Raw genomic sequence first — 26,796 nt, 5'->3', positions numbered from 1 at the left:
CTCTCACTTTTCTGTACCGACCCAGAGGCTCAGTCATGTCACACCGGGAAAGCCGCGTTAAATGGAATATCTTCATTAATGCTCTGAAACAGGAAGTTAAACCCGCTTTAGGCTGCACCGAACCGGTCTCGGTCGCCCTCGCATGCGCCGTCGCGGCGCAGCAGCTGTCCGGCGCGATTGTGCGTATCGAAGCTGCGGTATCACCGAATTTAATGAAAAATGGTATGGGCGTGACTATCCCAGGTACCGGAATGACCGGTCTGCCCATTGCGGCCGCCCTGGGCGCTATCGCCGGCGATCCTCAGGCGAAGCTCGAAGTGCTGAAAAGAGCCACCCAACGGGAAATTGATGCCGCCAGAGCGTTATTAGAAGTCGGAGCCGTGCGCGTGGTATTGCAGGATCCCTGTGATGAAATACTCTACGTTCGCGCCAGGGTCTACGCCGGGGATCAGCACGCTACGGTCACCATTGTTGGCGACCACACCAACGTAGTTTCGATTGAAAAAATGGGTCAGCCTTTGTTTATCAAAGACGAAAGCCAGGTCAGTGACGACATCATCAATCCGCTGGAACAGCTCGCCCACAGTTCACTGCGCGACATTTATGACTTCATTAGCGTCGTTCCTTGCGAAGAGCTCGACTTTATTCTCGACGCCGGCTCAATGAACAACGCCCTGTCGAAGAAAGGTCTGTCTAAAGACTGGGGCTTGCACATCGGCCCAACGCTCAAACGCCAGGTCGATAAGGGCCTCGTTTCCGACGACATTTTTACCGAGATCCTCTACCGAACCAGCGCCGCTTCAGATGCAAGAATGGGCGGCGCGACGCTACCGGCAATGACAAATTCCGGCTCCGGCAACCAGGGGATCACCGCCACCATGCCGGTGGTGGTGGCAGCAGAGCGTCTCAATGCCAGCCCGCAGCAGTTGGCCCGCGCGCTGGCGCTTTCACATCTGGTGGCTATCTATATCCATTGCAAACTCCCGAGGCTGTCGGCGCTGTGCGCGACCACCACCGCCGGTATGGGTGCTGCGGCGGGGATTATCTGGTTAATGGACGGTAACTTTGACAACATCGCCATGGCAGTGAATAACATGATTGGCGACGTCAGCGGCATGATTTGCGATGGCGCTTCCAGCAGTTGTTCAATGAAAGTATCGACCAGTATCTCTTCTGCCTGGAAAGCCATTTTGCTGGCGCTGGATAACTCGGTGGTCTCGGGGAATGACGGAATTGTTGAGCGCGACGTGGAAAATTCCATCCGCAATCTTTGTGATATCGCCGGACGCGCCATGCAGCATACCGACCGGCAAATCATCGAAATCATGGCGCATAAGCGTTATTAGTCCCCCCACACAGACCAACGGTAACGTATAAGATTTTGTAGGCCGGGCAAGGCGTCAGCCGCCGCCCGGCAAAAAAGCCCCCTCTGCCGTTATATCTCCCCAGGCTCTAACGTAAAAAAACCACCCTGGCCCGTAGGCATCAGGGTGGTTCGAACTCATGTTTAAAATGCTGGCTAAACGTGAGGATGATAGGCAAACAGCGCCGGGGCACCGCCGGTATGAATAAACATCACCGGCCCGTTACCGGCGAACCGCGACCTTTTCACGCCATCAATCAAACCAGCCATTGCCTTGCCGGTATAAACAGGATCTAACATGATCCCTTCCAGCCGCGCCAGCAACTCCACCGCGTGCATCCCCTCAGTATTCGGCATCCCGTAACGCGGTGCGAAATACTCATCCCATAGCGTCAACGGCGACAGTGACTCGATCTTCAACATAGCGGATAACTCGCGCTGCAGCTTCTCAACCTTAGGCTGCTGATCGCCAACCAGGCGAGAAACCGTGACCCCTACGACCTCCATATCAGGCTGGCTGTGAGCAAAACCCACCGCCAGCCCGGCATGCGTCCCCGCGCTCCCTGATGGCACCACGACGGATTGAACATTGAGGCTCAGCTGGTCGCACTGTTCAACGATTTCTAAAGCGCAATCAACGTAGCCCAATGAACCCAGCGCATTCGAGCCGCCAACGGGAACGATATAGGGTTTCGCACCTTTTGCCGAAAGCTGGTCGCTAAGCGCCTGCAACTGCGCATCCGGGTCATTAAGCTCATCAACCATTTCAACCTGGCAGCCCATCAGACTAAACAACAGATGGTTACCGTTGTAGAGATAGTTGGATTCTGTGGTTTGAATCGGGTTTTCGAGCAGCGCCACGCATTTTAGCCCCAGATGCGCCGCCACTGCTGCGGTCTGGCGTACATGATTGGATTGAATCGCCCCGGCAGTCACCAACGTGTCGCAACCTTTGCTAATGGCATCTGCCGCCAGAAACTCCAGTTTTCTGAGCTTGTTGCCGCCCATGCCAAGGTGCGAAACATCATCGCGTTTAATATAGATATCGCGCTGCAAATATTCCGACAGGCGCTTCAGATGCTGAACAGGCGTAACGCCACCGACCAACTCTACGCGCGGTAACGTATTCAAAAACTCTTTTACGGACATAGACGCTTTCCTTTCTCAAAAAAACGGCGGCCATCAGCCGCCGTAGAGTCTTATTGATGCTCGATTAGCTCTGAGAGGCCACGGCCTCAATTTCTACTTTGACGTCTTTTGGCAACCGGGCGACTTCCACGCAAGAACGCGCCGGGAAAGAGGCATTGCGCTGAGTGAAAAATTCAGCATAGGCATTATTAATCGCGGCAAACTCGTTCAGGTCTTTGACAAAAATAGTGACCTTGCAAATATCACCAACCGTAAGCCCACCGGCCTCGATAATCGCCTGAACATTCTCCAGGCTCTGGCGGGTTTGACCTTCAGCGCACTCAGGAATATTTCCGGTTTGCGGATTAATCGGCAACTGACCCGAAGTAAAAATGAAATTACCGGTTCGCGCCCCCTGAATATAAGGGCCAATCGCTTCCGGAGCCTGTTCAGTCGTAATAATCTTAGTCATCGTCAATCCTTAAATCATGTTTAGTGTTAGAGGGTAAACCCAACAATTAAATAGACAATTAGCGCCAGACCTCCCGTCACCAGCGCATAAGGCATCTGGGTACGGATATGTTCAATGTGGTCGCAGTTGGTCGCCATCGATGCGACGATAGCGTCACTGGAGATAGGTGAAGTCATGTCGCCGAAAATTGAACCGGAAATAGCCGCGCCGATCATAAAGTGCGGATCAATACCTAATGACACGCCCAGTTGAACGCCAATCGGGATCATAATCGCGAAGGTTCCCCAGGAGGTGCCCGTCGCCAGCGACATTACCGCTGCAATCAGGAAGATAAAGCCAATCGAGAAACCGGATGGAATAACGCCGGAGGTAATCGAGGCAATATACTGCCCGGTGTTCAGCTCCGCCGAAATATGCCCCATCAGGAAGGCCAGAATCATAATTGAGCTAATTTTGACCATGCTGGCATAGCCGATATACAGCTCTTTGAAAAAGTTCTCAACGTTGAGAATGCCGCGCACTCTGAACCAGACAAAAGAGACCACGGTACCGAACATCACGCCGGAATAGACCGACATGGAACCACTGCCTTTGGAAAATTGTCCATCACCGGTGATATACAGCACCACTGGCACCATTAATACGGTGGATAGAATCGGAATAAAGAAGTTAAGCATTGAATTACATGCCGGGTGATCAATAACCGGGTCCGCTTCATCTTCCCCCTGATCCTGCTCTATTTCCGTCAGGGTGGTTTCAAACTTCACTTCCGCCTTTTTCATGGGTCCCCAGCTACAGCCGGAGAGGATGTAAAAGAGTACCGAGGCTAATGAAAACCAGGCCATCGTATTCCAGACCATTGAGCTGGCCAGCACTTCAAAAGGCTCACCGGTCAGATAGCCCTGCGCAATCTGTACGCCGATAACCCCCATCATTGCCGCCCCCCAGCCATTGATCATCACCGATGAACAGACCGAGACGCAGGACGTCTGGATAATATAGGACATCTTTTCCGGCGAGACTTTATAGCGCCGGGCAAGGTTTTTAGTCGAGGCACCGGCAATAAGCTGGTTAATCGAACTTTCGATAAAAATTAACGATGTGACCACCATCGCCAGCAGCTGAACCGACTTCTTATTGGTGACAAAATCGTTTTTCTCCGAGAGAAATTGCACCAGTTTGCGCACGCCGCCGGTGACGACGATCAGCCGCATAATGCCGCCGATCATCACCATAAAAATAATCGTTCGCGCATTACCTGCGGACGCAAAGGTTTCGATAATCCCGTTCAGGGTACCGCCAACGCCTTGAATAATACTGTGGTTAATCACCGCATAGCCGACAAAAATACCGGTCAGCAGTGAGAGGATCACCTGGCGGGTCAGGATTGCCAGAATAATGGTGACCAGCGGAGTAATGATCGTCCAGATGCCATAGTCATGCATGATGGTTATCCTGTTTGATGTCCATACCGGCGAAGGCGATGTCCAGGTCCTGAATTAAGTCATCAACATGTTCAATGCCGACGGAAAAACGCAGCGTGGTGTCATAAACGCCAATAGCCTCGCGCTCTTCTTTTGACATCGCCCCATGCGACATGGAGGCCGAATGATTAATCATGCTCTCCACGCCGCCCAGCGACTCCGCCAGCACAAAATAATGCAGACCACTGATAAATTGCTTCAGGCTCTGAATGTCGCCTTTTAAGGTCGCCGTCACTACCGCGCCGCCTGAACGCATTTGCTTCTTACATAGCGGGTATTGCGGGTGTGACGGCAGGCCTGGGTAATAAACACTGGCAATCGCCGGGTGGTTTTCGAGATATTCTGCAATTCGCAACGCGTTACTGCACTGACGTTCCATGCGCAGATCCAGCGTTTTCATGCCACGTAGTGCGAGATAGGCATCAAAAGGCGAAGCAATTGAGCCGATAGTGGTTTTGATAAAGTCGAGCCGTCCTGCTAATGCTTCATTATTGGTGATCACCGCACCGCCAATTAAATCTGAGTGTCCCCCGATATATTTACTGGTGGAGAGCATTACCATATCCGCCCCCATCTCGAGCGGTTTATGATTCCAGGCGCTGGCAAAAGTATTATCGACACAGGTGAGGATTGCGTGTTCTTTGGCAATGCGACAAACCTTATCAATATCAACCAACTCAAGTAGTGGATTGGTCGGCGTTTCGATCCAGATTAAAGCCGTATTCTCTTGAATACTATTAACCAGGCTCACCTCATCATTAAGGTCGACATAGGAAATAGTCGCCCCGGTAGTTAATGTTTTCAGTTTTTCAAACAGTCGCCAGGTGCCGCCATATACGCCTTTCATCGCGATAATATGCGCATCCTTCGGCAGTAACTCCATAACAATGTTCGTTGCCGCCATTCCAGACGCGGTGGCGGTAGCATAAATGCCTGCTTCCAGTTCCGCGAGCGCTGACTCATAAGCTGTGCGTGTTGGGTTAGAAACGCGGGAATAGCAAAAATCGCCGCCTTCATAAAGATTAGGTTGAATAAAAGAGCTGGCGGTCACAATCGGGGTAAATATAGCGTTGTTTACCGGATCGGATTGATTTCCAGCATGAACAGCCAGGGTTGCAATATCTATAGTTCTATTTTTCATAGGGTACACTCAAACTATTATTAGTCATAAAATATCGTGAGCTTATATTTTTTTGGTTAGCAAAGTCGGCGTATAAAACAGCAGCCAAAACTTCGTTTAATGGCCAGATAATAGATGGCCATTTCATCATCAACATAGTGATTTGCATCCTTCAACCACAGTTAAAATGTATATTAGGCGGGGAAGAAAATCTTACCTATTTTCCCTCTAATCAGACGAATATGGAGAAAATTGTTCTCTGATCGCAAACACATGATATCACTAACACCCTGATAAATAACACGTCTATTTTAAAGGGTGATATAAATCACAAAAAATTGGGGGAAATTTTACTCTTTTGCAACGTCCTGTACGTAAAAACTATTTCTGTCATCAATTGATCACAGCGCAAGCCGCACAATCGAATGAAACCACCGTTGCGTCAGAGAATCAGTTAGAGCTATCTACGTGCAAATGAGGTATGGTCTTAACCCCATAGATCAGGAAATATCATATGTCAGAACGCAAAGACTCTAAAACTCGCCGTAATTATCTCGTAAAATGCAACTGCCCTAACTGCTCCCAGGATTCAGAACACAGCTTCAGCCGAGTACAAAAAGGTGCTCAACTCATTTGCCCCTACTGCCATAAACTTTTCCAGTCTTCAGCAAGAACCGCCGCTTAATTTATCCCTTGCCAACTACCGATCAAGACGCGTGATTGAGCAATAGTCAGACAACACAGATGACGCTTTTTACGCTATTTTGGCAAAGAGAAAACCCGCAAGCGCGGGTTTGAGACTGATGATAAACCAGGTTTAAAAGATTGTGCTCGCGTTTCTGCCGGGCGGCGGCTGACGCCTTGCCCGGCCTACAAAACCCAAAATATCAATAAATTGTGCGTTTTTCGTAGGCCCGGTAAGGCGCTAGCCGCCACCGGGCAATTCCAGCCAGGTGCACTTTGTCAGCAATCTGAAACCCGCAAGCGCGGGTTTTATTTCGGTTTGATAAGGGTTAGCAGGAAACATCTCTGTCCCTCCTGAGATCAGCATTTAAGCCTCTCAGCCCTTAGGGAAAATCCATAAATCATTAACGGGCAGCGAGAGATGACAATGATCGGCATCGCGCAGGGCGCTGCCGTAGGCGCGAATGGCAAAATCATCGCCTTTAGTGCGGAACAGATACTCCCAACGATCGCCGAGATACATGCTGGTCAGCAGCGGCAGCGCCAGCATATTGTCATCGGGCGATGACGCCAGGCGTAAGCGTTCAACACGGATCACCGCCGTCGCCTCCTCACCCACCCTGACGCCCTCTCCCGCCATCCCCCACAGCGCCCAGCTGGCCCCTTCAATTCGTGCCCGACCGTTCTCAAGATCGGTAATTTTGCCATGCAGACGGTTGTTGCTGCCCATAAACTCGGCGGCGAATAACGTTGTCGGGTTACCGTACATCTCCTGCGGCGTCCCCTGCTGCTCAATCACCCCGTTATTAAGCAGCAAAATGCGATCGGAAATCGCCATCGCCTCATTCTGATCGTGAGTGACCATCAGCGCCGACAGCCCCAGCTTCACAATCAGTTCGCGCAGGAAAACCCGCGCCTCTTCACGCAGCTTGGCGTCGAGATTCGACAGAGGTTCATCCAGCAGGATCACCGGCGGGTTGTACACCAGCGCCCGGCCTATCGCCACGCGCTGCTGCTGACCACCGGAGAGCTGATGCGGATGGCGATTGCCGAGATGGCCGAGCCCCAACTGATCAAGCACCGCCTGCACCCGCTGTTTTATCTCTTCATTCGCCACCTTGCGCAGCTTCAGCGGATAGGCAACATTTTCAAACACCGTCTTATGCGGCCACAGCGCGTAGGACTGAAACACCAGCCCCAGATTGCGCTCCTCCGCCGGGATTTCGCTGCGTGGATTGCCGTCATACACCCGGGTTTTGCCAATGGTAATCATCCCACTGGTCGGCTTCTCCAGGCCGGCGACCGCCCGCAGCAGCGTGGTTTTACCACTACCCGATGGCCCGAGCAACGAGACCACCTCTCCCCGCTTAAGCTCCATTGACACACCTTTCAGCACCGGATTATCGCCGTAGGTCAAGTGCAGATTTTCTACCGATAATTCAATCATGTAATTTCACTCCAAAGCGCAGGGCGATACCCAGACCGACGACCACCAGCAGGATATTAATAAAAGAGAGTGCGGCAACGATATCGATAGCCCCCGCCGCCCACAGCGACACCAGCATTGAGCCGATGGTTTCGGTTCCCGGCGAGAGCAGATAGACCCCGGTAGAATATTCTCGCTCGAAGATCAGAAACATCAGCAGCCAGGAGCCGATCAGGCCGTAACGCGAGAGCGGTACCGTAACATGACGGGTAATCTGCCCGCGCGATGCACCAGTACTGCGCGCGGCCTCCTCCAGCTCCGGAGCCACCTGCAGCAACGTCGAGGAGATCAGGCGCAGCCCGTAGGCCATCCACACCACGGTATAGGCCAGCCAGACGCTGAAAATGGTATTACGCAACGCGCGCAATTGGACAATCAGATGTTCGCGCAGCCAGTCGGCGACCGGCAGCACGGAGAGCCAACCGTTTTTCAGCGACTGATCCAACCACATCGGCAGAAACAAAAATACCCACAGAAACGCCAGTCCGGCCAGCAGGCCCGGCACCGCGCGTGGCACCAGCACGCTGTAGTCGAGAAAGCGCGTCACGTTGTCCGGCTTACGGTGCATCGCAATACCAACGAACAGGTAGCAGACCACCGCCAGCGCCCCGCCAATCACGCCAATCGCCATTGAGTTAACGATGGCGCGCAGCAGGTTCGGCTGCTGCCAGATATTGCGGAACGTCGCCAGCGACAGCTCGTCCCACAGCGAAACGCCCAGACCCCAGTTCGAAATAAACGCCCGTAGCGCAACGCCAATCAGCGGCACGCCGATGGTCACCGTCAACCACGCCACCACCACAATCCCGGCGACCCAACGCCATTTTCCCAGCGGAAGCGCGCGGGCCTGCGAGGCTTTCCCCTTCATGGTGACGAAGCGGTTAGCGGTTCGCATCAGGCGGCGCTGCAGCATCACCAGCGGAATGGTGATGCAAATGAGCACCACCGCCACCGCTGCCATCAGGTGGTAAGAAGGCGTTCCCAGCTTGTTGGTGAGCTTATAAAGATAGGTCGCCAGCACCATGTTGCCTTCCGGATCGCCCAACACCAGCATCAGGCCGAACACTTCCAGACCGAGGAAAAATAGCAGTACGCAGGCGTAGAGAATTGACGGACGCACCATCGGCAGGCTCACCGAGGTCATCACCTGTAACGGCGATGCGCCAACCGTCCGCGCGGCCTCCTCCACATCCGACCCAACGCTGCGCAGCGCCGAAGAGATATAGAGATAAGCATGGGGAACGTGAGTCAGCCCGGCGATCACGACGATGCTGAACATGGAGTAGATATTCCACGGCACGAAGCCTATCAGTCGTTCGGCCCACTGTGAGAAGAAGCCCACCGGCCCGGCCGCCACCACGTAACCAAAGCCCAGCACCATCGGTGAAACGAAAATAGGCACCAGAATCAGCGGTTCAATAAGCCGTCGTCCGGGCAAATCGGTGCGCACCATTAAAAAAGCCAGGATCCCGCCAAGCGGGATCGCGATGATCACCAGGCCAAAGGCGAGAATAAAACCGGACTTCAGCGCCAGATAAAAATCCGGGTCGGTGAAGATAAATTCAAAAGCTTCGAGGCTGAATTCTTTCGAGCGTGCAAAAAATGGGGCTGAAAGAAAACTCTGTACCACGATAAATAACAGCGGGACATAAATCGCCAGTGCCGTAATCAATACGACGATGCCGCGCGGCAGCCCCTGCCATTTTCGGCGCAATATATTCATCAAATAGCCCTCTGGAGACCTCGCCCAATGCGGGCGGGGAGGAAAGAGGAAGCTAACCCTATTTTGGATTTACCTGTATACATTTACAGCCCCACAGATTCGTGTATATGATGTGAAGTATGAAACGCGCATATAAATTTCGATTCTATCCAACCGCCGAACCGGCTGAGCTTCTGGCCCGGACGTTCGGCTGTGTGCGTTTTGTCTACAATTCAATCCTTCGCTGGCGCACTGATGCGTACAACGAGCGGCAGGAGAAAATAGGTTATGCCCTGGCCAGTGCCCGGTTAACGGCACTGAAAAAAGAGCCGGAATTTACCTGGCTCAATGATGTTTCCTGCGTGCCATTACAGCAGTCTTTACGCCACCAACAGACCGCCTTTGTGAACTTCTTCGCCGGGCGTGCTGCATACCCGACATTCAAAAGTAAGCGCCATAAGCAGGCCGCGGAATTAACCGCCAGCGCATTCAAATACCGTGATGGCAGGTTGTATATAGCTAAGAGTAAAGCGCCGTTAGACGTGCGCTGGAGCCGTGAATTGCCGTCTGCTCCGTCTACCGTCACCCTTTCCAGAGATGCAGCCGGACGGTACTTCGTCGCCTGCCTCTGCGAGTTTGAGCCCGTATCACTGCCGATCACCGCTAAAACGGTCGGCATTGATGTCGGTTTAAAAGATTTGTTCGTCACCGATAGCGGATTTAAATCCGGCAATCCCCGCCATACTGCTAAATACGCGGCCCGCCTGGCGCTGCTCCAGCGTCGTTTAAGCAAAAAAGCCAAAGATTCAAAGAACCGTGCCAAAGCCCGCTTAAAGGTGGCCCGACTCCACGCGAAAATAACCGATTGCCGTCTGGATGCCCTGCACAAAGCATCCCGCAAACTGATAAACGAGAACCAGGTTGTTTGCGTCGAATCCCTCAAAGTGAAGAACATGCTCCGCAACCCGTCGCTGTCCAGAGCGATAGCAGACGCAGGCTGGGGTGAATTTACGCGCCAGCTCCGGTACAAAGGCGAATGGGCCGGGCGTTCGGTGGTCGCAATCGACCCGTTTTTCCCGTCCTCAAAACGCTGTAGCTGTTGCGGATATATCATGCAAAAAATGCCTCTTGATGTTCGTAAATGGCACTGCCCAGAATGTGGCGCAGACCATAATCGTGACGTTAATGCGGCGCGTAATATCAAAGCTGCCGGGCTGGCAGTGTTAGCCCACGGAGAGCCTGTAAATCCTGAATCGCATAAAGCGGCTTAGGTTCGGCTCTGTGAAGTGGGAATCCTCGCCGTTTACGGCGGGGAGTAGTCAAATGCGATCCCTTAGACCTGCCGGGCATTAAACGGGCTGCACAAAAAAGAAATACAGCCCTGGAGGGTTATTTCGCCGCGGCGCTACGCCATTGTTTGATAAATTCCAGACGTTGTTTCGGCTCAAGGTATTCCAGTAACGTTTCATCTACCGGAATCGGCTTCAGCGCGCTGCCGAGCATTTTGGTCATGCCATCAATATCATTTTTACCTTCGATATCATTGCGCAGAGACGGAATATCCGCCTGATTTGCCAGGATACTTTGTCCTTTTTCCGACAGCACATAATCGAACCACAATTTCGCCGCATTGGGATGGCCAGCTTCTGCGGTAATAAACGATACCCGGGAGAGCACCAGCACATAATCTTTCGGGTATGAGATACCGAGTGAAGGGTCGGTTTTCGCGCGCGCCTCTGCGTACGAGCCGAGTATGTTGTAGCCAATCAGGTTCTCACCGGAGGAGACGCGCTCCATCATCGTGCCGGTGGACGACTGTACGGTCAGCCCACCCTTAGCGATCCCGGCCAGGTCGTTAAAGTAGTTAGCGTCAGCCTTGCTGTCCTGGACCGCCAACATAAAACCCAGTCCCGATTTTTCGATATCGTAAGTGGTGACTTTGCCTTTGAATTTATCGGCCTGACCGGCGATAAGCTTCGCCAGCGCGGTATGCGAGTCCGGCGCATCAGCTTCTGGGATCAGGCGTTTGTTATAGATGAACACCACCGGTTCGTAAGTAGTCCCGTAAGCTTTCTGCTGCCACACCGCCCATTTCGGCAGCTTAGCCTGCTCGGGCGAGGCGTACTCTTCGGCGTAATCGGTGGCGAGTTTCAACGCCGTATCCATTGAAGAGCTCCAGACCACGTCGCCGCTGCCGCCGCCCGCTGCCTGTTCGCTGATATAACGGTTGTATAGTTCGGTACTGTTCATATCGTTATATTCAACTTTAATACCGGGATATTGCGCTTCAAATCCTTTAATTAGCGGGCCTGCAGCCTTAGTATCCGTCGTTGAATAGATGACAACTTTGCCTTCTTTGATCCCTGCATCCACCACTTTTTGATAATCTGCCGGGTAGCCCTGCGGGAGCTCCGCCAGCGCCGGGCAGGACAATATTGTCGTCAGTGAAATCACTAACCCACCAATTTTCATATACATAAATTTAACCTTTAGCGAATATTATTAAACACAAATTTAACATATAGCGGGACACCAGGAGCCTGCAACGCCGGGGGCTGTTTTTTTATGACTTTTGTGACGCTGGCGTAATTTAAATAAAGATTCGTGAGATATCGCAGATTAGATAAAGGCTACCGCGCGGGAATATTAAGAAAAGATTAAGTTTGTTGAGTTTCAATCACAATATTTAGGCTGGCCAAAGGGGGAATACGTAATATTTTATTTTTCTGCCGTGATGAAATAGCCGACCATCGAGGACAAATAAAACCCTGCCCCCTCTTACTACCGGGTGCGCAAGCTCATCCCTGAACTGCAAATTTGTGACTCATCTCGCAAACTCATCGTAAAAAAGAGAAACAAAAAAACAACATAAATCAATGAAATAAAAGAACCGATCGCCGAGCATAAATATGACAAAAGTCACAAAATCACAATCAGGTCACTATTTTTAAGTAAAGGTGACTTTTTTACTATGTCATCACCAGTACGAACAGGGAAAGATAGCGGGATCCAGCAGTTCATTGTCGTGCACGAAAGCGCTCAGGAGTCGAAATGGCGGTGGTCCTAACTTATATATGCGAGCTAAGTGAAGGTATACACGCCAGGCCTGCTGGATACATCGCGCGATTATGTCATTTATTCCAGGCCACTATCGACTGGGAGAACACCCGCACCGGCCTCCAGGCCAACGCGAAAAGCGCCCTTTCGCTGATAGCTACCGACACGCTGTTAAATGACGAATGCCGTATCTCACTGAGCGGCAATGATGAACAGAACGCCGCCGCACAGCTTCACGCTCTGCTTTGCGACCTGCCGACATTTAGCCTTGCACCTGAACCGGTGACCAGCCTGGGCTATCTGCCCCGCTGCCTGCGGGAGCTGAACCCGCAGGTTATTCAGGGAACCCGCATAAATAAAGGCGCGGCGATCGCCAAACCAAGGGTAGTACAAAGCCTCACGTTCGCCGACATCATCGCGCGAAATCCGGGCCACGTTGATCGCCTTGAAGATGAAACGGCCCGACTTATCGCTGGTTTAGACGCTTTGCGCGCAGAGAAAGAGACGGCTCTTGGACAAACCCACGGCGTTGAACGCGAGCTTATCGAAGCCCATCTCTCGCTAATTACCGACATGACCTTTTGGGATAAGGCGATCGGTTATCTTAATAACAATATCAATGCCTGGTCCGCCATCGCCCAGGCGGCTCTCGATTTTTGCCACATGCTTGAGCGCTCATCCAGCCATTATATTCAGGAGCGAACGCTGGATATCCTCGACATCGCTACGCAGCTTATTTGCACGTTGTATGGCGAACAGGCGCTGGCACACTCGCAGCTCACGCTCAACGAACCAGCCATTGTGTTCGCCAACCACCTGACTCCCAGCCAGTTTCTGGCTCTCGACAGAAACCGGATCGTCGGTCTGGTGTTATCGTCCACGGGAAAAACATCGCACACGGCGATCCTGGCCCGTGCATTGAGTATTCCAACCCTGACCGATATCGATATGTCGTCGCTCAAGCTTGAGCCTGAGCGGCAGATAATTATTGATGGCGAGCCCGGAATTCTGATTACCCATCCGGATGAGAAGACGCTGCGCTATTACCGCCAGGAAATTGCCGTGCAGCAGGCCATGCAGCAGTTATTACGGGCAAACGCTTCAACGCCGGCACAGACTGGCGACGGGCAGCACATTGAGATCGCGGCGAACATTGCCAGCCTCGCCGAAGCGCAGGCCGCCTTTGATAATGGCGCACAAAGCATCGGGCTGTTTCGCACTGAGATAACCTTTATGGGCCGCGATACGCCCCCCACCTGCAAGGAGCTGGCCGACCTTTACACACAGGTGGTGATTCTGGCTGCGGGTAAAACGGTTATCTTTCGCACTTTTGACATCGGCGGTGATAAGCCCGTCGACTACCTTAGCAGCGACAAAGAAAAGAATCCGTTTCTCGGTTTCCGGGCAGTGCGTACCTATCCGCACTATCGCGACCTTTTCGCCGCCCAGTTGAAGGCGATTCTTATCGCATCGGCGGCAGGTCAGGCCAAAATCATGTTGCCGATGATTACGCAAGTTGAAGAACTTCTCTGGTGCCGGGAGGTACTGGAGTCGGTCAAGCAGGAGATGCGCGGTGAAGGACAGGCATTCGATGAAGCGATCGCGCTCGGTATCATGCTGGAAGTTCCCTCGGTGCTGTTCGCAATGGCGGAAATGGCCGAACACGCCGATTTTTTCAGCGTTGGCAGTAACGACCTGACGCAGTACTTTTTCGCTGCCGACCGGGGAAATGCTCATGTGAAGAGCCTCTACGACAGCTACGCGCCGCCTTTTTTACGCGCCCTGCAGTTTGCGGTCAGCGAGGCCCATCGCGCCGGTAAACCGATCGGACTTTGCGGCGAACTGGCCGCCGACGCCCCCATTCTCCCCCTGCTCATCGGTATCGGTTTTGATGAATTGAGTATGAACTGTGCCGCAATCCCAAGGATTAAAAATGCTCTCAGAAAGCTTAATGTTGCCGATTGCCAGACGCTAACGCAAACCCTGCTCGCGAGCCAACGCGCAGACCAGGTCAAAGCCATACTGCAAAGCTCGGGCGGCGGAGCGGCGAAAAAACCGCTTCTGTCACCGGAGATGATCCTGTGGGATATTGACGCCGCCGATAAAAACGAAGCGATCAAAATGATGGTCGATAACCTGTGGCTGCGTGAGCGTACCGATGAGCGGGACAGGCTATGTGACGACATCTGGGCCCGGGAAGTGCCTTTTCCCACCGTTGTCGGCTCGGGGTTTGCCATCCCCCACGCCCAAACGGATCACATCCACGACTCTGCTATTAGCGTCGCGACGCTTAAGCAGCCGATAGCCTGGGGCGGCGTGATGGTAGATACCCTGTTTATGCTGACGATCAGCAATTCCGCGCAGGACAATGAGCACATGAAATATTTCTCCACCCTGGCGCGCATGCTGATGAATGATGAGTTTGTCAGTCTGGTCAAAGAAATGAAAAGCCCAAAAGCACTCTACAACCTGATATCCAGAACTCTGGCCTTCTGATCACCAAACGTTATGAGGCTGACATGTTAAAACTATTAAAAAATACCAAGCGGCATTTCATGACCGGCGTGTCGTACATGATCCCATTCGTGGTGGCCGGAGGCGTGCTGCTGGCGCTGGCGGTAATGTTCAACGGTGAAGCCGCCGTGCCGGATCGCGGATTTTTGAAAGCGATGTCGCAAATTGGGATGGCGGGATTAACCCTGTTCATCCCCATTCTGTCGGGTTTTATCGCTTATTCAATGGTCGATAAACCGGGCATCGCGCCGGGTGCTATCGGCGGGTTAATGGCGTATCAAATGGGCGCTGGATTTTTAGGCGGCATGCTTTCTGGGATTATTGCCGGACTGGTGGTCTACCTCCTGCTTAATCTGATTGCCCGGCTCAATATTCCCCATTTCCTGCGCATGATATTGCCGATTTTTATTATTCCACTGATTGGTACGTTCGTGACCGGAATGGCGGTTTATTACATTATCGGCGACCCGATTGCTGGGGTCATGAAGTGGCTTAGCGTCTGGCTTGGCAATATGCAGGGGGCCTCGTTCATTATTCTCGGTACCATTCTGGGCTGTATGATTGCCGTCGATATGGGCGGGCCAATGAACAAAACCGCCTTTTTCTTTGCCGTCGCCCTGATCTCGACCAATCCGCAGCTGATGGCCGCGGTGGCCGCCGCCGACTGCACGCCGCCGCTGGGGCTGGCGCTGGCGACCTTTCTGTTTAAAGACATTTTTAATGATGTAGAGCGGGAAGCCGGGAAGCCCGCGGTGATTATGGGTTTTGTCGGCATCACCGAAGGTGCGATCCCGTTTGCGGCAGCGGATCCGGTACGGGTGATCCCGGCGATTATGCTCGGCAGCGCGGTCGCCGCCGTCCTTTCTTTATGGTTTGGGGCAACCAACGCCGCCCCGTGGGGCGGGCTGATTGTATTACCGGTGGTCAGTAACCATTTTGGCTATATCGTTTCGGTGATCGCCGGGACCATCACGACCGCAGTTGCGGTCAAGGTCTTAAAGACCGTTATTAAACCACGGGCATAATATGGCTACGTTTATTCAATCGATCCTCAGTGAATTCAGTAACCAGTGCGCCACCAACGAGAGCGTGCTGGTGGCCAACGGCAACGCGCAGGCCCCGGCGATGGCCTATCATCTGCACGTGCCGCGCATCGAGCTGACGGTAAAAGGGGCGCTCAGCATGCTGCTGCCGAAAGGGGCGGACAGAATCGTTAAATATGAACGCCCGGTTGGTACGATTACCTATATTCCCGCCAACAGCTGGAACTCACCGCAGTGGGAAAGCCCGGTTATTTGCATGTCGATTGTTTTCTGGAAGCAGGATGTCGGTTTTAGCATCAGCAACTGGGACGGTTCGCAGTTTAAAGAAGTGGAGAAATATAACCTGCAAAACTCCAGCAGTTCGGTTCGCGACCGCCTGCTTGAGCTGGCCGAATCCCTGGCGTGGGCACAGGACAATACCGGCGAGACCTTTTCCCATATCGTCTATGCACTGCTTAACGACCTGCTATACCAAATTACCGATGGCCTGAATAATCCGCGAGGCCCCTTTTCGCTACTGGATGAAATTAAAGGCCATATTGATAGCCACTACCATACGGACATTAGTCGGGAGAGCGTCGCCGAGACCTTTAATATCTCCCCCGGCTATCTGTCGCGTCTGTTTTCGAAGGAGTCAGACGTGAAATTCAATGAATATCTCAAGTTAGCCCGCATCTCGCGTTCAAAAGCGCTGCTAACCAATACCAATCTGAAAATAAACGAGGTTTCAGAGAAGTGCGGTTTTACTGATACCAACTATTTCTGCAAGGTATTTCGCGATATTAACGACTGTACGCCGCTTGAGTACCGGCGCAAAAATAAGGGAGCAAGCATATGACCACTCGTGCAGGAAGAGATGAGATTCAGCCCTTCTCCAGCGAACGGAATCTGCATATTGTGGCGGTGACCGCATGCGCGACCGGCGTGGCGCACACCTATATGGCCGCGGAGCAACTGGAGAAACTCGCGAAGCAGTATCGCTTTGCGATCAAAATAGAGACTCAGGGCGTGCTGGGGCTCAAGAACCCCATTACCGATAAAGATATTTTCGAATCAGAGCTCGCAATTATTGCCTCCGACATTACGATCGATAACCCCTCACGTTTTGACGGCTGTCGTATTCTGAACGTCTGCATTAACTCATTGCTGCTCAAACCGGCGGAGGTTATCGCCGCCATTCGCAAGTCTTTAAATCTGCCGCGAGGCAACGTTATTGACCTGTAGAAGGTGTTCCCGGAGGCGGTGCCGTGCACCTGTTCAGGCTACAACCGCCCCAACTTCAAAACCGCACAGCACGCCGTACTCCCTCTCCCTTTTTAAGGGTGAGGGTTTAACCCACAAGGCTTTTCATCCCGGCAGCGCATAAAGCGCATCAATCCGCTCCCCACCGCGCTGCTCAAGAAACGCCAGCACCTGACGCACGGAGGTGTTCAGCACTCTTGATGGCGGAAAATCCACCTCCGCCAGCAGATGCTGACAGGCGCTGAAATCCCCCAGCGAAAATGCGCTGTGTGAATCGCTACCCAACGAGAGAAGTCCGCCGCTGTCGCGCACGGCGGCGACAATTTTGCGACAGTTCCCCTCACTGCCCTGACGCGACAGGACAAAAGAGGCGTTATTCACCTCCAGAGCCACGTCGCAGGCTTTGGCGGCGGCCACCACCGCCGGGATATCAATCGGATACTCCGGGTTACCAGGGTGGCTAATAATGTGTACCTTCCCACTCGCTATCACGGCAATCAGCGCATCGGTATTGGTGCTGATATCCGCAGGCGCAAACACCTGCTTGTGGAATCCGGCAATCACTAAATCCAGCGACGCGCGCATTTTGTCGCTGCAATCGGTCTCGCCGCCGGATTTAATATTGGCCTCGATACCGCGCAGGATCCCGACCCCATCAACCACCCGCGGCAGTACGCGCAAATTATTGAAGTGGAACGGATGCGGCGCATCAACCATCTCCGGGCCATGGTCGGTGATGGCGATCAGGCGAATATGGTTACGCACCGCTGCGGCAATATAATCATGCACCGTGCTGTAGGCGTGGGTGCTGGCCAGGGTATGCATATGAAGATCGACGGGATACATGTTATCTCTCCCTTAATGAAAAGCGGCCCCTTAGCGTATATCCCCGTCATACTTCAAGTTGCTTGTGCGTTGGCTTTCCTCGCTCACCCCAGTCACTTACTAGAGTAAGCTCCTGGGGATTCACTGCGTCGCCGCCTTCCTGCAACTCGAATTATTTAGGGTATAAGGGGCCGTCAAAGATTAAGCCAGCAGCGCTTTTGCCTGCTGCAACACCGCCTCAACGGTAATACCGAACGCCTGATAAAGCTGTTCCGCCGGAGCGGACTCACCGTAGCTCTGCATACCGATAATCGCGCCGTTCAGCCCGACATATTTAAACCAGTAATCCGCGATACCGGCTTCCACTGCCACGCGAGCGGTAACCGCTTTCGGCAACACCGCTTCACGATACGCCGCATCCTGTGTATCGAAGACATCGGTGGACGGCATCGAGACCACCCGAGCCTTCACGCCTTCAGCCGTCAGTTGTTGATATGCAGCCATTGCCAGCTCAACTTCGGAACCGGTCGCGATAAGAATCAGCTGTGGTTGCCCGTCACAATCCTTCAGTATATAGCCGCCGCGCGCGATATCCTGCACCTGCTGCCAGGTCCGTTCCTGCTGGGTCAGGTTTTGCCGGGAGAAAATCAGCGCCGTCGGGCCATCCTGCCGCTCAACGCCATACTTCCACGCTACCGCCGATTCCACCTGATCGCAGGGTCGCCAGGTGCTGAGGTTCGGCGTCAGGCGCAATGAAGCAATCTGTTCGACCGGCTGATGGGTCGGGCCATCTTCGCCCAGGCCAATGGAGTCATGGGTATAAACCATCACCTGGCGCTGCTTCATCAGCGCCGCCATGCGCACCGCGTTGCGCGCGTATTCGACAAACATCAGGAACGTCGAGGTATACGGCAGGAAGCCGCCATGCAGCGCAATACCGTTGGCGATGGCGGTCATACCGAACTCGCGCACGCCATAGTGGATGTAGTTCCCGGCGGGCTCTTCGTTAATCGCTTTAGACCCGGACCACAAGGTCAGGTTTGATGGAGCCAAATCCGCGGAGCCGCCGAGGAATTCCGGCAACAGCGGACCAAAGGCTTCAATCGCATTCTGCGAGGCTTTGCGGCTGGCGATTTTCGCCGGTTTGGCCTGTAATTTTTCAATAAACGCCTGCGCCTTGCTGGCAAATTCTGCTGGCAGTTGCCCCTTCATTCTGCGGGTATATTCGCCAGCCAGCTCGGGGAAGGCTTGAGCGTAGGCGGCAAACTTCTCGTTCCATGCATCCTCCTTCGCCTGCCCTGATTGGCGAGCATCCCACTGCGCGGCTATCTCAGAAGGAATAACAAACGGCGGATGCGGCCAGCCCAGCGCCTCACGCGTCGCCGCCACCTCGGCCTCGCCCAGCGGCGCGCCGTGAACCTCATGGGTACCCGCTTTCTGCGGCGAGCCAAAACCAATCACCGTCTTGCAGATAATTAACGTTGGCATGGAGGTAATCGACTTTGCGACATCAATCGCGGCGCGGATGGATTCAGGGTCGTGCCCATCGACTCCGCGCACAACGTGCCAGCCGTAGGCCTCGAAGCGTTTAGCGGTATCATCGGTGAACCATCCCTCAACGTGGCCATCGATAGAGATGCCGTTATCGTCGTAGAACGCCACCAGCTTGCCGAGCTTCAACGTCCCCGCCAGAGAGCACACTTCATGTGAAATGCCCTCCATCATGCAGCCGTCGCCCATAAAGGCATATGTGAAGTGATCGACGATTTCATGGCCCGGACGGTTAAATTGCGCCGCGAGGGTTTTCTCGGCAATCGCCATGCCGACCGCGTTGGCGATCCCCTGGCCCAATGGCCCGGTGGTGGTTTCCACGCCAGGGGTGTAGCCGACTTCCGGGTGGCCCGGCGTTTTCGAATGCAGCTGACGGAAGTTTTTCAGCTCATCGATTGGCAGATCGTAGCCGGTAAGGTGCAGCAGGCTGTAGATCAGCATCGAGCCGTGACCGTTGGAGAGCACAAAACGGTCGCGGTTGGCCCATGCGGGGTTAGTCGGGTTGTGGTTGAGAAAATCTCGCCACAGCACCTCGGCAATATCCGCCATTCCCATAGGGGCACCCGGATGGCCTGAGTTCGCCCGCTGCACGGCATCAACGCTCAGCATACGGATGGCATTGGCCAGGGTTTTTCGTGATGACATTTAAAACTCCCTCTGAATCTTAAGGAAAAAATCCGCCTCACCCTTTCGCGTTGCGCTCAGGTCAAGGTAGTTATCAATGGTTTGCCAGGTATCGATATCGTGAACCACCGACTGACGGGTCAACACTTCAACCACTACGCATCCCGCATGGGTGGCGGAAAGCAGACCGGCAGTGGAATCTTCAAAAGCGAGGCAGTTAGCGGGAGAAAGACCGAGTCGGGCTGCACCCGTCAGGAATGGCTCGGGATGCGGCTTGCCGTGGTGAATATCTTCGCTGGTCACCAGTACCGGCGGAAACGGAAAACCGGCCTGGCGGATCCGTGCCGAGGCCACCTTCATCGACCCGGAAGTCACAATGGCCCAGGGAGCCTGCAACTGCTCCAGCTGGCGGAGAAAATCAATCGCACCGTTCACTGCGGTAATGCCGTCAGTATTGCGCGCTTCAAACTCTTCCAACGCGAGAAATTCATCAATGATGGTTTGTTCGCTGGCATCGGGCATAAAGTGGCGCAGCGTGCTCAGGGCGGGTTTACCGTGGAGATAATGGCATACCGCCCTCGGCTCCAGGCCTTTTTTAGTCGCCCATAAACTCCAGGAAGCCTCAACGAAATCCAGCGAGTTCACCAGCGTTCCGTCTAAATCCAGTAATACTCCACGAAAATGCATCGTATCTACCACGGCAAAATAAATGAGTGTGTTTTATTTTTACTCCATTACCCCACAACCATTAAATAGAAAGAAAAGCACTTTAATAGCAAATACGTTACCGACCTTCGATCGTTAATAAGAGTGTGATAACTATCACAAGAGATTTTACACGCTAAATTTATGACTGCGATCACAAAATAACAACCGAGCTTTTTTATTCGAGCAAAGGTCACTTTTTTTCTATTCAAAGCAGAGCGAGAACGATGAAGGATATAAAACATGAAACGCAGGCATTAATACCTGCTCAAAAAATTAATTAGCTTTCGCTTAAAGATTCTCGGGAGTGACAATGTCAGAGATAATAACGTATCAATGTAATCTGAAGGATGGTATTCACGCCCGACCGGCGGGGCATATCGAACGACTGTGTAATACTTTTCAATCTGCGGTGTGCTGGAATAATATTCGCAGCGGAATGTCAGGCAATGGCAAAAGCGCGCTTTCTATTGTCGCCACCGATACCTTACTCAGCGACGCCTGTGAAATTACAATCAGCGGAAAAGATGCGGCAAACGCGGCTCAACAGCTGAGTGCGCTGCTCAAAAAACTCCCCTCTTTCGAAGTCAGCCAGGTGGAAGAAACAACAGCGCCAGCAGGCTATCTCCCACGCTCTCTACGGGAAACCCAGCTCAGTTTTATTCAGGGTTCACGCATCAGCGGCGGTGTGGCCATTGCCAGACCCATCCGTATTCAGAGCCTGTCACTGGATGAAATGCTGGCGCGTAACCCCGGCGGTGAATATTCCGCTGAGCACCAGCAGCGTATTTTTATGGCAGGTTTAGAAACGCTCAAACATGATAAGCAGACCGCGCTGGAAACCCAAAAAGGCGTTGAGCATGATATCCTGCAAGCGCATTTATCAATAATTACCGACGCAACTTTCCAGAGCCATATCTCCACCGCGATTGCGGGCGGAGAAAATACCTGGGATGCGGTCATTAAGGCTGCCATAGCGTTCTGTGAAATTCTTAATCGCTCATCAAGCAAATATATTAAAGAGCGGACCCTTGACGTTCTTGATATTACAGGTCAATTACTCACGTCGATTTATGGCGCTGGCGTATTACCACAAAACAGCCTTGAATTAACACAGCCATCGATTATTCTGGCCAATAGCCTGACGCCGAGTCAGTTCCTCGGCATCAATAAAGAGTATCTTGCCGGAATGGTCTTATCCGCCACCGGTAAAACATCTCACACCGCTATTCTGGCCCGTTCGCTTGGTATCCCAACCCTGACGGATATCGATTTTGCAGCTCTGGCGTTGAATGCAGAGAATGACATCATCATCGATGGTAACCCGGCTATTTTGATTACCGCACCGGATGAAAAAGTCCTGCGCTATTACCGCAACGAAATCACCGTGCAGCAGACCATGCAACAGCAGATGCTGGCTAACGTCCGCCAATCAGCGATGACCCGCGATAACCATAGCATCGAAATCGCCGCCAACATTGCCAGCCTGGCGGAAGCCGAAGCCGCGTTCAACAACGGTGCTGAAGGTATTGGGCTGTTCCGTACCGAAATGTCCTTTATGGATCGTGAAACCGCACCGGACTACTGCGAGCTGGCTGAGCTCTACGGCCAGGTGATGCAGCTCGCCGAAGGGAAGCCGGTGATATTTCGCACCTTCGATATCGGCGGCGACAAACCCGTCGACTATATGAACCTCGGTGAAGAGGAAAATCCGTTTCTCGGCTTCCGGGCGGTACGCACCTATCCGCACTATCGCGACCTTTTTGCCATGCAGCTCAAGGCCATCCTCAGCGCCTCGGCATTTGGCAATGCCAAAATCATGATCCCAATGATCGCTAACGTTGATGAAGTTATCTGGTGCCGTGAAGTGCTGGAGGAGGTGAAAAGCGCGATGCGCAGCGAGGGATTGGCGTTCAACGATGAGATTTCGCTCGGCGTGATGCTGGAAGTGCCCTCCGTCATCTTCGCAATTCGTGAGATAGCCGAATACGCGGACTTCTTCAGCGTCGGCAGTAACGACCTGACGCAGTACTTTTTTGCCGCCGACCGGGGAAACACCCAGGTTGAGGCGGTGTACGACAACTATGCCTCGGCATTCCTGCGCGCCATGCAGTATGCCGCCGATGAAGTCCATCGTGCTGGCAAATGGATTGGCATCTGCGGGGAGCTGGGCGCCAGCAAAGATTTTCTGCCGCTGTTCGTCGGCATGGGCTTTGACGAACTTAGCATGAGCGGCACCTCGATTCCGGGCGTCAAACATGCGCTGCGGGAGCTGAGTTTCGCTAAATGCCAGCGGCTAGCGCAGGATATCGTGGCGTTAAAACGCTCTGCTGAGGTCAAATCCGCGCTGCGTTCACCAGACGTAAAAACGGTCAGCAAAATGCCGATCCTCGCCCCGGAGTTCATTCTCTGTGATCTGGAAGCCAGTGATAAAAACGAGGTTATCAAAAAGATGACCGACAATCTGTGGCTGCACCATCGCACCGATAATCGGGATCAACTCAGCGACGACATCTGGGCGCGCGAGGACTCATTCTCCACCGCCGTGGGCTATGGCTTCGCCATTCCGCACACCAAGTCGGACCATATTCACTACTCCACTATCAGTATGGCGACCCTGGCGACGCCCATTATGTGGGGCGATCAGGAGGTCGAAACCGTGTTTATGCTGACGGTGAGTAAATCCGCCGACCCTAATGAGCATATGAAATATTTCTCTACGCTTGCCAGAAAGCTAATGAAAGAGGATTTCCGCAATGAAATAAAACAGGCCGAAAACGTCACCGTACTCTACAACCTGATGGCCAATACTCTGGCCGTATGAAATCAGGAAATTATTAAGCCATATTTAAAATTACAGCCAAATAAAAAATCAGGAGTCACTCATGAAAATTGTCGGAGTCGCAGCATGCATTACCGGAGTCGCCCACACCTATATGGCCCAGGAAGCGATTGAGCAGGAGTGTAAAAAAAGAGGTTATGACGTCAAAGTCGAAACCCAGGGCGGTATGGGGATTGAAAATGAATTAAGCGAAGATGAGATTGCCGAAGCCGATGTGGTTATTCTGGCGATTGCCATCGGTATTGAAGGCGTCGAACGCTTTGAAGAAAAAGAAGACGCCGGACTGGTTATTTCGCTCAACCCGGCGGAAGTGGTTCGCGATCCGGCGGCGATTATTGACAGAGCCGAGAAGCTGGTTAAATAAATCAAACCGCCGATGCGAATTTATTTCGGCATTCGCCATCGGTGAATAAAAACGTTAATTAAATTTCTGCAAACGCTGTATTTCAATTATGACGCAAAAGCGCCCGGGGATGACTACGCCCGTATACCGTGGTCATCCCATAAAAATACAGAGTATCGGGAGGATAAAAAATGTCGGAAAAAGCAAAAGCCATTAAGGATGATTTAGTTAAAGCGTTTAGCACCGGCGTGTCATATATGATGCCGGTGGTGGTAGTCGGCGGCATCTGTCTGGCGCTGTCGCTGATTGGCGGCGAGCCGGTTGCGGGCAAAGGCATGGTCGTCACCAATCCATTCTTATTAAACCTTGGCGCTATCGGCAGCGCCGGGCTGGGAATGATGATCCCGGTGCTAGCGGCCTATATTTCCTACTCTATCGCCGGTAAGCCGGGGCTGACGCCAGGCTTAATCACTGGTTTTATGGCCAGCACACCGCTAGGCGCGGACCACGTGGTAACCGGTTTTCTCGGCGCAATGCTGCTCGGTATTCTCAGCGGCTACGTCGCTAAGTGGATAAAAACCTGGAAGGTTGGCAAAGTGCTGATGCCGGTCATGCCGATCATGATTATTCCCATCGTCTCAAGCGTTATTGTCGGCATGCTCTATCTGTACGTGCTGATTGGGCCTATCGGTTTTGCCATGAAATGGCTGGTTTCCATGCTCTCTAATATGCAGGGAAGCAGCGGCGTCGTATTAGGTTTAATTCTCGGTGCCATGGCGGCCTTTGATATGGGCGGACCGGTCAATAAAACCGCCACGGCATTTACCCTCGCCTTAATGGCAGAAGGTATTTATGGCCCTAACGGCGCTTACCGTATTGCCTGCGCTATTCCACCGCTCGGCATTGCCCTCTCGACTTTTATTTCCCAGCGTAAATGGGCTGAAGATGAAAGAAGAATGGGCACCTCTGCTGCCTTTATGGGATTAATTGGCATTACCGAAGGGGCGATTCCTTTCGCCGTTAAAAACCTGAAGACCGTTCTGCCATCAATTATTATCGGTAGCGCCGTCGGTGCCGGTCTGGCTATGGTTCACGGCGTCGAATCTATGGTTCCCCACGGTGGATTAATTGCCATTGCTGGCGTCAATAAAGCACCAATGTGGTACGTCATCGATATGCTTATCGGCGTTATTGTCACCGCCATCTGTCTGCATATTCTGCGCCCCAACATTAGCGAGCCGGCAAAAAAAGAGTCGGCTAAAAAAACAATCACTTCTGATATGAATAAAGTCTGAGGAGTTATCATGAAAAACACAATGAAACAGTACGTCGATTATATTGTTAACGGTGGCAAGTCTACGATGCTGGGAATTGGCCCAATGTCTCCGGCGTTAATTCAGGCCTGTTTTGAGCTGGGTAAAGAAAAAGATCTGCCGCTGATGTTTATTGCCAGCCGCAACCAGGTTGATGCCGATGAGTTTGGCGCGGGTTACGTTAATAACTGGGATCAGTTCCGCTTTGCTGCCGACCTGAAAGCGATGGCGGAAAAAGTCGGCTTCGACGGCGATTACTTCCTCTGCCGCGACCACGGCGGCCCATGGCAGCGTGATAAAGAGCGTAAAGATCATATTCCGGAAGCCGAAGCGATGAAGCTGGCCCGCCGCTCTTATCAGATTGATATGGACGCCGGTTTCGACCTGCTGCATATCGACCCGACGAAAGACCCGTATGTTGTTGGTAAAGTTATTGATATCGAACTTGTTCTGAGCCGCACCGTTGAGCTGATTCGCTTCTGCGAAGAGTACCGTAAGGCCAATAACCTGAAAGAGTTCTTCTATGAAGTCGGTACCGAAGAGACCAACGGCGGCCTGACCGACGTCAGCGCCTATGAAGGGTTTATTATCGAGCTGAATAAGCGTCTGGCCGCTGAATCGCTGCCGCAGCCGCTGTTTATCGTCGGTCAAACCGGCACTCTGACCCGTCTGACCAAGAACGTTGGCCACTTTAATGATAAGCAGTCCGCAGAGCTTTCGGCTATCAGCACCCGCCACGGCGTGGGCCTGAAAGAGCATAACGGCGACTACCTGCCGGATGAAATTCTACTGAAGCATCCGGGTCTGGGCATCACCGCGATGAACGTCGCCCCGGCCTACGGCACCATTGAAACCCGCGCTTATCTGAAGCTGGCGGAAGTCGAGAAAGATCTGGCGGCGAAAGGCTTTATCAAGTCAGCGTCTGATTTAAAAACCGTCCTGACCCGCGAGTGCGTGCTGAGCCACAAGTGGGAAAAATGGATGACCGATGAACATAAAAACAAGTCCGAAGAGCAAATCTTTAACGAGCCAGAATTGTTGAAAGAGATTCTTGAACTCAGCGGCCACTACAACTACGAAAAACCGGATGTTGTCAAAGAGATGCAAACCATGTTTGCCAATCTGAAGTCGTTTGGCGTCGAGCCTGAGCGTTACGTGGTCAATAAAATTAAAGATATGATCCAGAACGAAGCCGAATGCTTCAATATGCCAGGCCTGACCTCCCGCGTCGCGCAGGCAAAATAATCCCCCATCCAACCAACAATAAGGAGCGGGCCTTGCCTTCTCCTTGTTGTTTC

General features: G+C 52.8%; 21 protein-coding genes. 11 read left to right on the top strand and 10 right to left on the bottom strand.

The window, feature by feature from the left end:
- Positions 1-35 precede the first annotated feature (35 nt).
- Complete coding sequence (locus ACMYSL_RS12880) at positions 36-1,346, top strand: serine dehydratase subunit alpha family protein (protein WP_434663304.1); 1,311 nt, start codon at positions 36-38, stop codon at positions 1,344-1,346.
- Between the two features lie 173 nt (positions 1,347-1,519).
- Here the strand turns inward: ACMYSL_RS12880 and ACMYSL_RS12875 are convergent, their stop codons facing one another.
- The 4 genes from ACMYSL_RS12875 to ACMYSL_RS12860 all read right to left on the bottom strand — a co-directional run bounded on the left by ACMYSL_RS12875 (position 1,520) and on the right by ACMYSL_RS12860 (position 5,588).
- Positions 1,520-2,512 carry a D-cysteine desulfhydrase gene (locus ACMYSL_RS12875; protein WP_434663301.1) on the bottom strand — a complete coding sequence of 331 codons (993 nt, stop codon included), beginning with the start codon at positions 2,510-2,512 and terminating at the stop codon, positions 1,520-1,522.
- Between the two features lie 64 nt (positions 2,513-2,576).
- The gene (locus ACMYSL_RS12870) at positions 2,577-2,963 is read right to left on the bottom strand and encodes a RidA family protein (RefSeq protein ID WP_181485972.1); all 387 of its coding nucleotides are present in this window, start codon (positions 2,961-2,963) and stop codon (positions 2,577-2,579) included.
- A gap of 26 nt (positions 2,964-2,989) precedes the next feature.
- Positions 2,990-4,408, bottom strand: a complete 1,419-nt coding sequence (locus tag ACMYSL_RS12865; protein ID WP_182239250.1) for a Na+/H+ antiporter NhaC family protein — start codon at positions 4,406-4,408, stop codon at positions 2,990-2,992.
- Positions 4,401-5,588, bottom strand: coding sequence for a trans-sulfuration enzyme family protein (locus ACMYSL_RS12860; protein WP_182240800.1), 1,188 nt, complete (start codon positions 5,586-5,588; stop codon positions 4,401-4,403). Before ACMYSL_RS12860 ends, ACMYSL_RS12865 begins: the two co-directional genes overlap by 8 nt.
- Before the next feature lie 493 nt (positions 5,589-6,081).
- On the opposite strand from ACMYSL_RS12860, the gene ACMYSL_RS12855 reads away from it, so the two are divergent.
- Positions 6,082-6,252, top strand: coding sequence for a YnfU family zinc-binding protein (locus tag ACMYSL_RS12855; protein ID WP_220022285.1), 171 nt, complete (start codon positions 6,082-6,084; stop codon positions 6,250-6,252).
- Positions 6,253-6,627: 375 nt separating this feature from the next.
- On the opposite strand, the gene ACMYSL_RS12850 is transcribed toward ACMYSL_RS12855, so the two are convergent.
- Complete coding sequence (locus ACMYSL_RS12850) at positions 6,628-7,698, bottom strand: ABC transporter ATP-binding protein (RefSeq protein WP_182239252.1); 1,071 nt, start codon at positions 7,696-7,698, stop codon at positions 6,628-6,630.
- Positions 7,691-9,460, bottom strand: coding sequence for an ABC transporter permease (locus tag ACMYSL_RS12845; protein ID WP_182239254.1), 1,770 nt, complete (start codon positions 9,458-9,460; stop codon positions 7,691-7,693). The genes ACMYSL_RS12850 and ACMYSL_RS12845 overlap by 8 nt, the downstream gene beginning before the upstream one ends.
- 119 nt (positions 9,461-9,579) lie before the next feature.
- Here ACMYSL_RS12845 and ACMYSL_RS12840 point away from each other — a divergent pair, with 119 nt between their 5' ends.
- The gene (locus ACMYSL_RS12840; protein ID WP_434663294.1) at positions 9,580-10,710 is read left to right on the top strand and encodes an RNA-guided endonuclease InsQ/TnpB family protein; all 1,131 of its coding nucleotides are present in this window, start codon (positions 9,580-9,582) and stop codon (positions 10,708-10,710) included.
- A gap of 118 nt (positions 10,711-10,828) precedes the next feature.
- On the opposite strand, the gene ACMYSL_RS12835 is transcribed toward ACMYSL_RS12840, so the two are convergent.
- A complete protein-coding gene (locus ACMYSL_RS12835) occupies positions 10,829-11,917 on the bottom strand; it encodes an ABC transporter substrate-binding protein (RefSeq protein WP_434663291.1) in 1,089 nt (362 codons plus the stop codon).
- Positions 11,918-12,490: 573 nt separating this feature from the next.
- Here ACMYSL_RS12835 and ptsP (ACMYSL_RS12830) point away from each other — a divergent pair.
- The 4 genes from ptsP (ACMYSL_RS12830) to ACMYSL_RS12815 are packed head-to-tail and all read left to right on the top strand — an operon-like array spanning position 12,491 to position 17,277.
- Positions 12,491-14,992: a phosphoenolpyruvate--protein phosphotransferase gene (ptsP, locus tag ACMYSL_RS12830; protein ID WP_434663290.1), complete on the top strand. Its 2,502-nt coding sequence runs from the start codon at positions 12,491-12,493 to the stop codon at positions 14,990-14,992.
- 23 nt (positions 14,993-15,015) lie between these two features.
- Positions 15,016-16,035, top strand: a complete 1,020-nt coding sequence (locus ACMYSL_RS12825; RefSeq protein WP_304259639.1) for a PTS fructose transporter subunit IIC — start codon at positions 15,016-15,018, stop codon at positions 16,033-16,035.
- Between the two features lies 1 nt (position 16,036).
- Entirely contained in the window at positions 16,037-16,891 is an 855-nt protein-coding gene (locus tag ACMYSL_RS12820; protein WP_434663287.1) for a helix-turn-helix transcriptional regulator, read from the top strand.
- Complete coding sequence (locus ACMYSL_RS12815) at positions 16,888-17,277, top strand: PTS fructose transporter subunit IIB (protein WP_110273933.1); 390 nt, start codon at positions 16,888-16,890, stop codon at positions 17,275-17,277. The genes ACMYSL_RS12820 and ACMYSL_RS12815 overlap by 4 nt, the downstream gene beginning before the upstream one ends.
- Before the next feature lie 123 nt (positions 17,278-17,400).
- Here the strand turns inward: ACMYSL_RS12815 and ACMYSL_RS12810 are convergent, their stop codons facing one another.
- From ACMYSL_RS12810 to ACMYSL_RS12800, 3 genes are all read right to left on the bottom strand, one after another.
- Positions 17,401-18,141, bottom strand: a complete 741-nt coding sequence (locus ACMYSL_RS12810) for a phosphatase (protein WP_434663285.1) — start codon at positions 18,139-18,141, stop codon at positions 17,401-17,403.
- A gap of 180 nt (positions 18,142-18,321) precedes the next feature.
- Positions 18,322-20,316, bottom strand: coding sequence for a transketolase (tkt, locus tag ACMYSL_RS12805; RefSeq protein WP_434663283.1), 1,995 nt, complete (start codon positions 20,314-20,316; stop codon positions 18,322-18,324).
- On the bottom strand, positions 20,317-20,982 hold the full coding sequence (locus ACMYSL_RS12800; protein ID WP_434663280.1) for an HAD-IA family hydrolase: 666 nt from the start codon (positions 20,980-20,982) through the stop codon (positions 20,317-20,319). It abuts the gene before it with no gap.
- Positions 20,983-21,313: 331 nt separating this feature from the next.
- Here ACMYSL_RS12800 and ptsP (ACMYSL_RS12795) point away from each other — a divergent pair, with 331 nt between their 5' ends.
- The 4 genes from ptsP (ACMYSL_RS12795) to ACMYSL_RS12780 all read left to right on the top strand — a co-directional run bounded on the left by ptsP (ACMYSL_RS12795) (position 21,314) and on the right by ACMYSL_RS12780 (position 26,743).
- A complete protein-coding gene (gene ptsP / locus ACMYSL_RS12795) occupies positions 21,314-23,824 on the top strand; it encodes a phosphoenolpyruvate--protein phosphotransferase (protein WP_434663278.1) in 2,511 nt (836 codons plus the stop codon).
- A gap of 61 nt (positions 23,825-23,885) precedes the next feature.
- A complete protein-coding gene (locus tag ACMYSL_RS12790; RefSeq protein WP_181485960.1) occupies positions 23,886-24,206 on the top strand; it encodes a PTS fructose transporter subunit IIB in 321 nt (106 codons plus the stop codon).
- 170 nt (positions 24,207-24,376) lie between these two features.
- Complete coding sequence (locus tag ACMYSL_RS12785) at positions 24,377-25,480, top strand: PTS fructose transporter subunit IIC (protein WP_434663275.1); 1,104 nt, start codon at positions 24,377-24,379, stop codon at positions 25,478-25,480.
- Between the two features lie 9 nt (positions 25,481-25,489).
- Complete coding sequence (locus ACMYSL_RS12780; RefSeq protein WP_139537463.1) at positions 25,490-26,743, top strand: class II D-tagatose-bisphosphate aldolase non-catalytic subunit; 1,254 nt, start codon at positions 25,490-25,492, stop codon at positions 26,741-26,743.
- Positions 26,744-26,796 lie beyond the last annotated feature (53 nt).

This window comes from Klebsiella sp. MISC125, assembly GCF_051131775.1.
Classification (GTDB): domain Bacteria; phylum Pseudomonadota; class Gammaproteobacteria; order Enterobacterales; family Enterobacteriaceae; genus Klebsiella.
The sequence above is the reverse complement of the archived record's forward strand: the minus strand, read 5'-3'. Positions and strand labels throughout refer to the sequence as shown.

Excerpts from the sequence above, each read along its gene's own strand:
- ACMYSL_RS12880 (WP_434663304.1), top strand. The coding sequence starts at position 36 with ATGTCACACCGGGAAAGCCGCGTTAAATGGAATATCTTCATTAATGCT.
- ACMYSL_RS12875 (WP_434663301.1), bottom strand. The coding sequence starts at position 2,512 with ATGTCCGTAAAAGAGTTTTTGAATACGTTACCGCGCGTAGAGTTGGTC.
- ACMYSL_RS12870 (WP_181485972.1), bottom strand. The coding sequence starts at position 2,963 with ATGACTAAGATTATTACGACTGAACAGGCTCCGGAAGCGATTGGCCCT.
- ACMYSL_RS12865 (WP_182239250.1), bottom strand. The coding sequence starts at position 4,408 with ATGCATGACTATGGCATCTGGACGATCATTACTCCGCTGGTCACCATT.
- ACMYSL_RS12860 (WP_182240800.1), bottom strand. The coding sequence starts at position 5,588 with ATGAAAAATAGAACTATAGATATTGCAACCCTGGCTGTTCATGCTGGA.
- ACMYSL_RS12855 (WP_220022285.1), top strand. The coding sequence starts at position 6,082 with ATGTCAGAACGCAAAGACTCTAAAACTCGCCGTAATTATCTCGTAAAA.
- ACMYSL_RS12850 (WP_182239252.1), bottom strand. The coding sequence starts at position 7,698 with ATGATTGAATTATCGGTAGAAAATCTGCACTTGACCTACGGCGATAAT.
- ACMYSL_RS12845 (WP_182239254.1), bottom strand. The coding sequence starts at position 9,460 with ATGAATATATTGCGCCGAAAATGGCAGGGGCTGCCGCGCGGCATCGTC.
- ACMYSL_RS12840 (WP_434663294.1), top strand. The coding sequence starts at position 9,580 with ATGAAACGCGCATATAAATTTCGATTCTATCCAACCGCCGAACCGGCT.
- ACMYSL_RS12835 (WP_434663291.1), bottom strand. The coding sequence starts at position 11,917 with ATGTATATGAAAATTGGTGGGTTAGTGATTTCACTGACGACAATATTG.
- ptsP (WP_434663290.1), top strand. The coding sequence starts at position 12,491 with ATGGCGGTGGTCCTAACTTATATATGCGAGCTAAGTGAAGGTATACAC.
- ACMYSL_RS12825 (WP_304259639.1), top strand. The coding sequence starts at position 15,016 with ATGTTAAAACTATTAAAAAATACCAAGCGGCATTTCATGACCGGCGTG.
- ACMYSL_RS12820 (WP_434663287.1), top strand. The coding sequence starts at position 16,037 with ATGGCTACGTTTATTCAATCGATCCTCAGTGAATTCAGTAACCAGTGC.
- ACMYSL_RS12815 (WP_110273933.1), top strand. The coding sequence starts at position 16,888 with ATGACCACTCGTGCAGGAAGAGATGAGATTCAGCCCTTCTCCAGCGAA.
- ACMYSL_RS12810 (WP_434663285.1), bottom strand. The coding sequence starts at position 18,141 with ATGTATCCCGTCGATCTTCATATGCATACCCTGGCCAGCACCCACGCC.
- tkt (WP_434663283.1), bottom strand. The coding sequence starts at position 20,316 with ATGTCATCACGAAAAACCCTGGCCAATGCCATCCGTATGCTGAGCGTT.
- ACMYSL_RS12800 (WP_434663280.1), bottom strand. The coding sequence starts at position 20,982 with ATGCATTTTCGTGGAGTATTACTGGATTTAGACGGAACGCTGGTGAAC.
- ptsP (WP_434663278.1), top strand. The coding sequence starts at position 21,314 with ATGTCAGAGATAATAACGTATCAATGTAATCTGAAGGATGGTATTCAC.
- ACMYSL_RS12790 (WP_181485960.1), top strand. The coding sequence starts at position 23,886 with ATGAAAATTGTCGGAGTCGCAGCATGCATTACCGGAGTCGCCCACACC.
- ACMYSL_RS12785 (WP_434663275.1), top strand. The coding sequence starts at position 24,377 with ATGTCGGAAAAAGCAAAAGCCATTAAGGATGATTTAGTTAAAGCGTTT.
- ACMYSL_RS12780 (WP_139537463.1), top strand. The coding sequence starts at position 25,490 with ATGAAAAACACAATGAAACAGTACGTCGATTATATTGTTAACGGTGGC.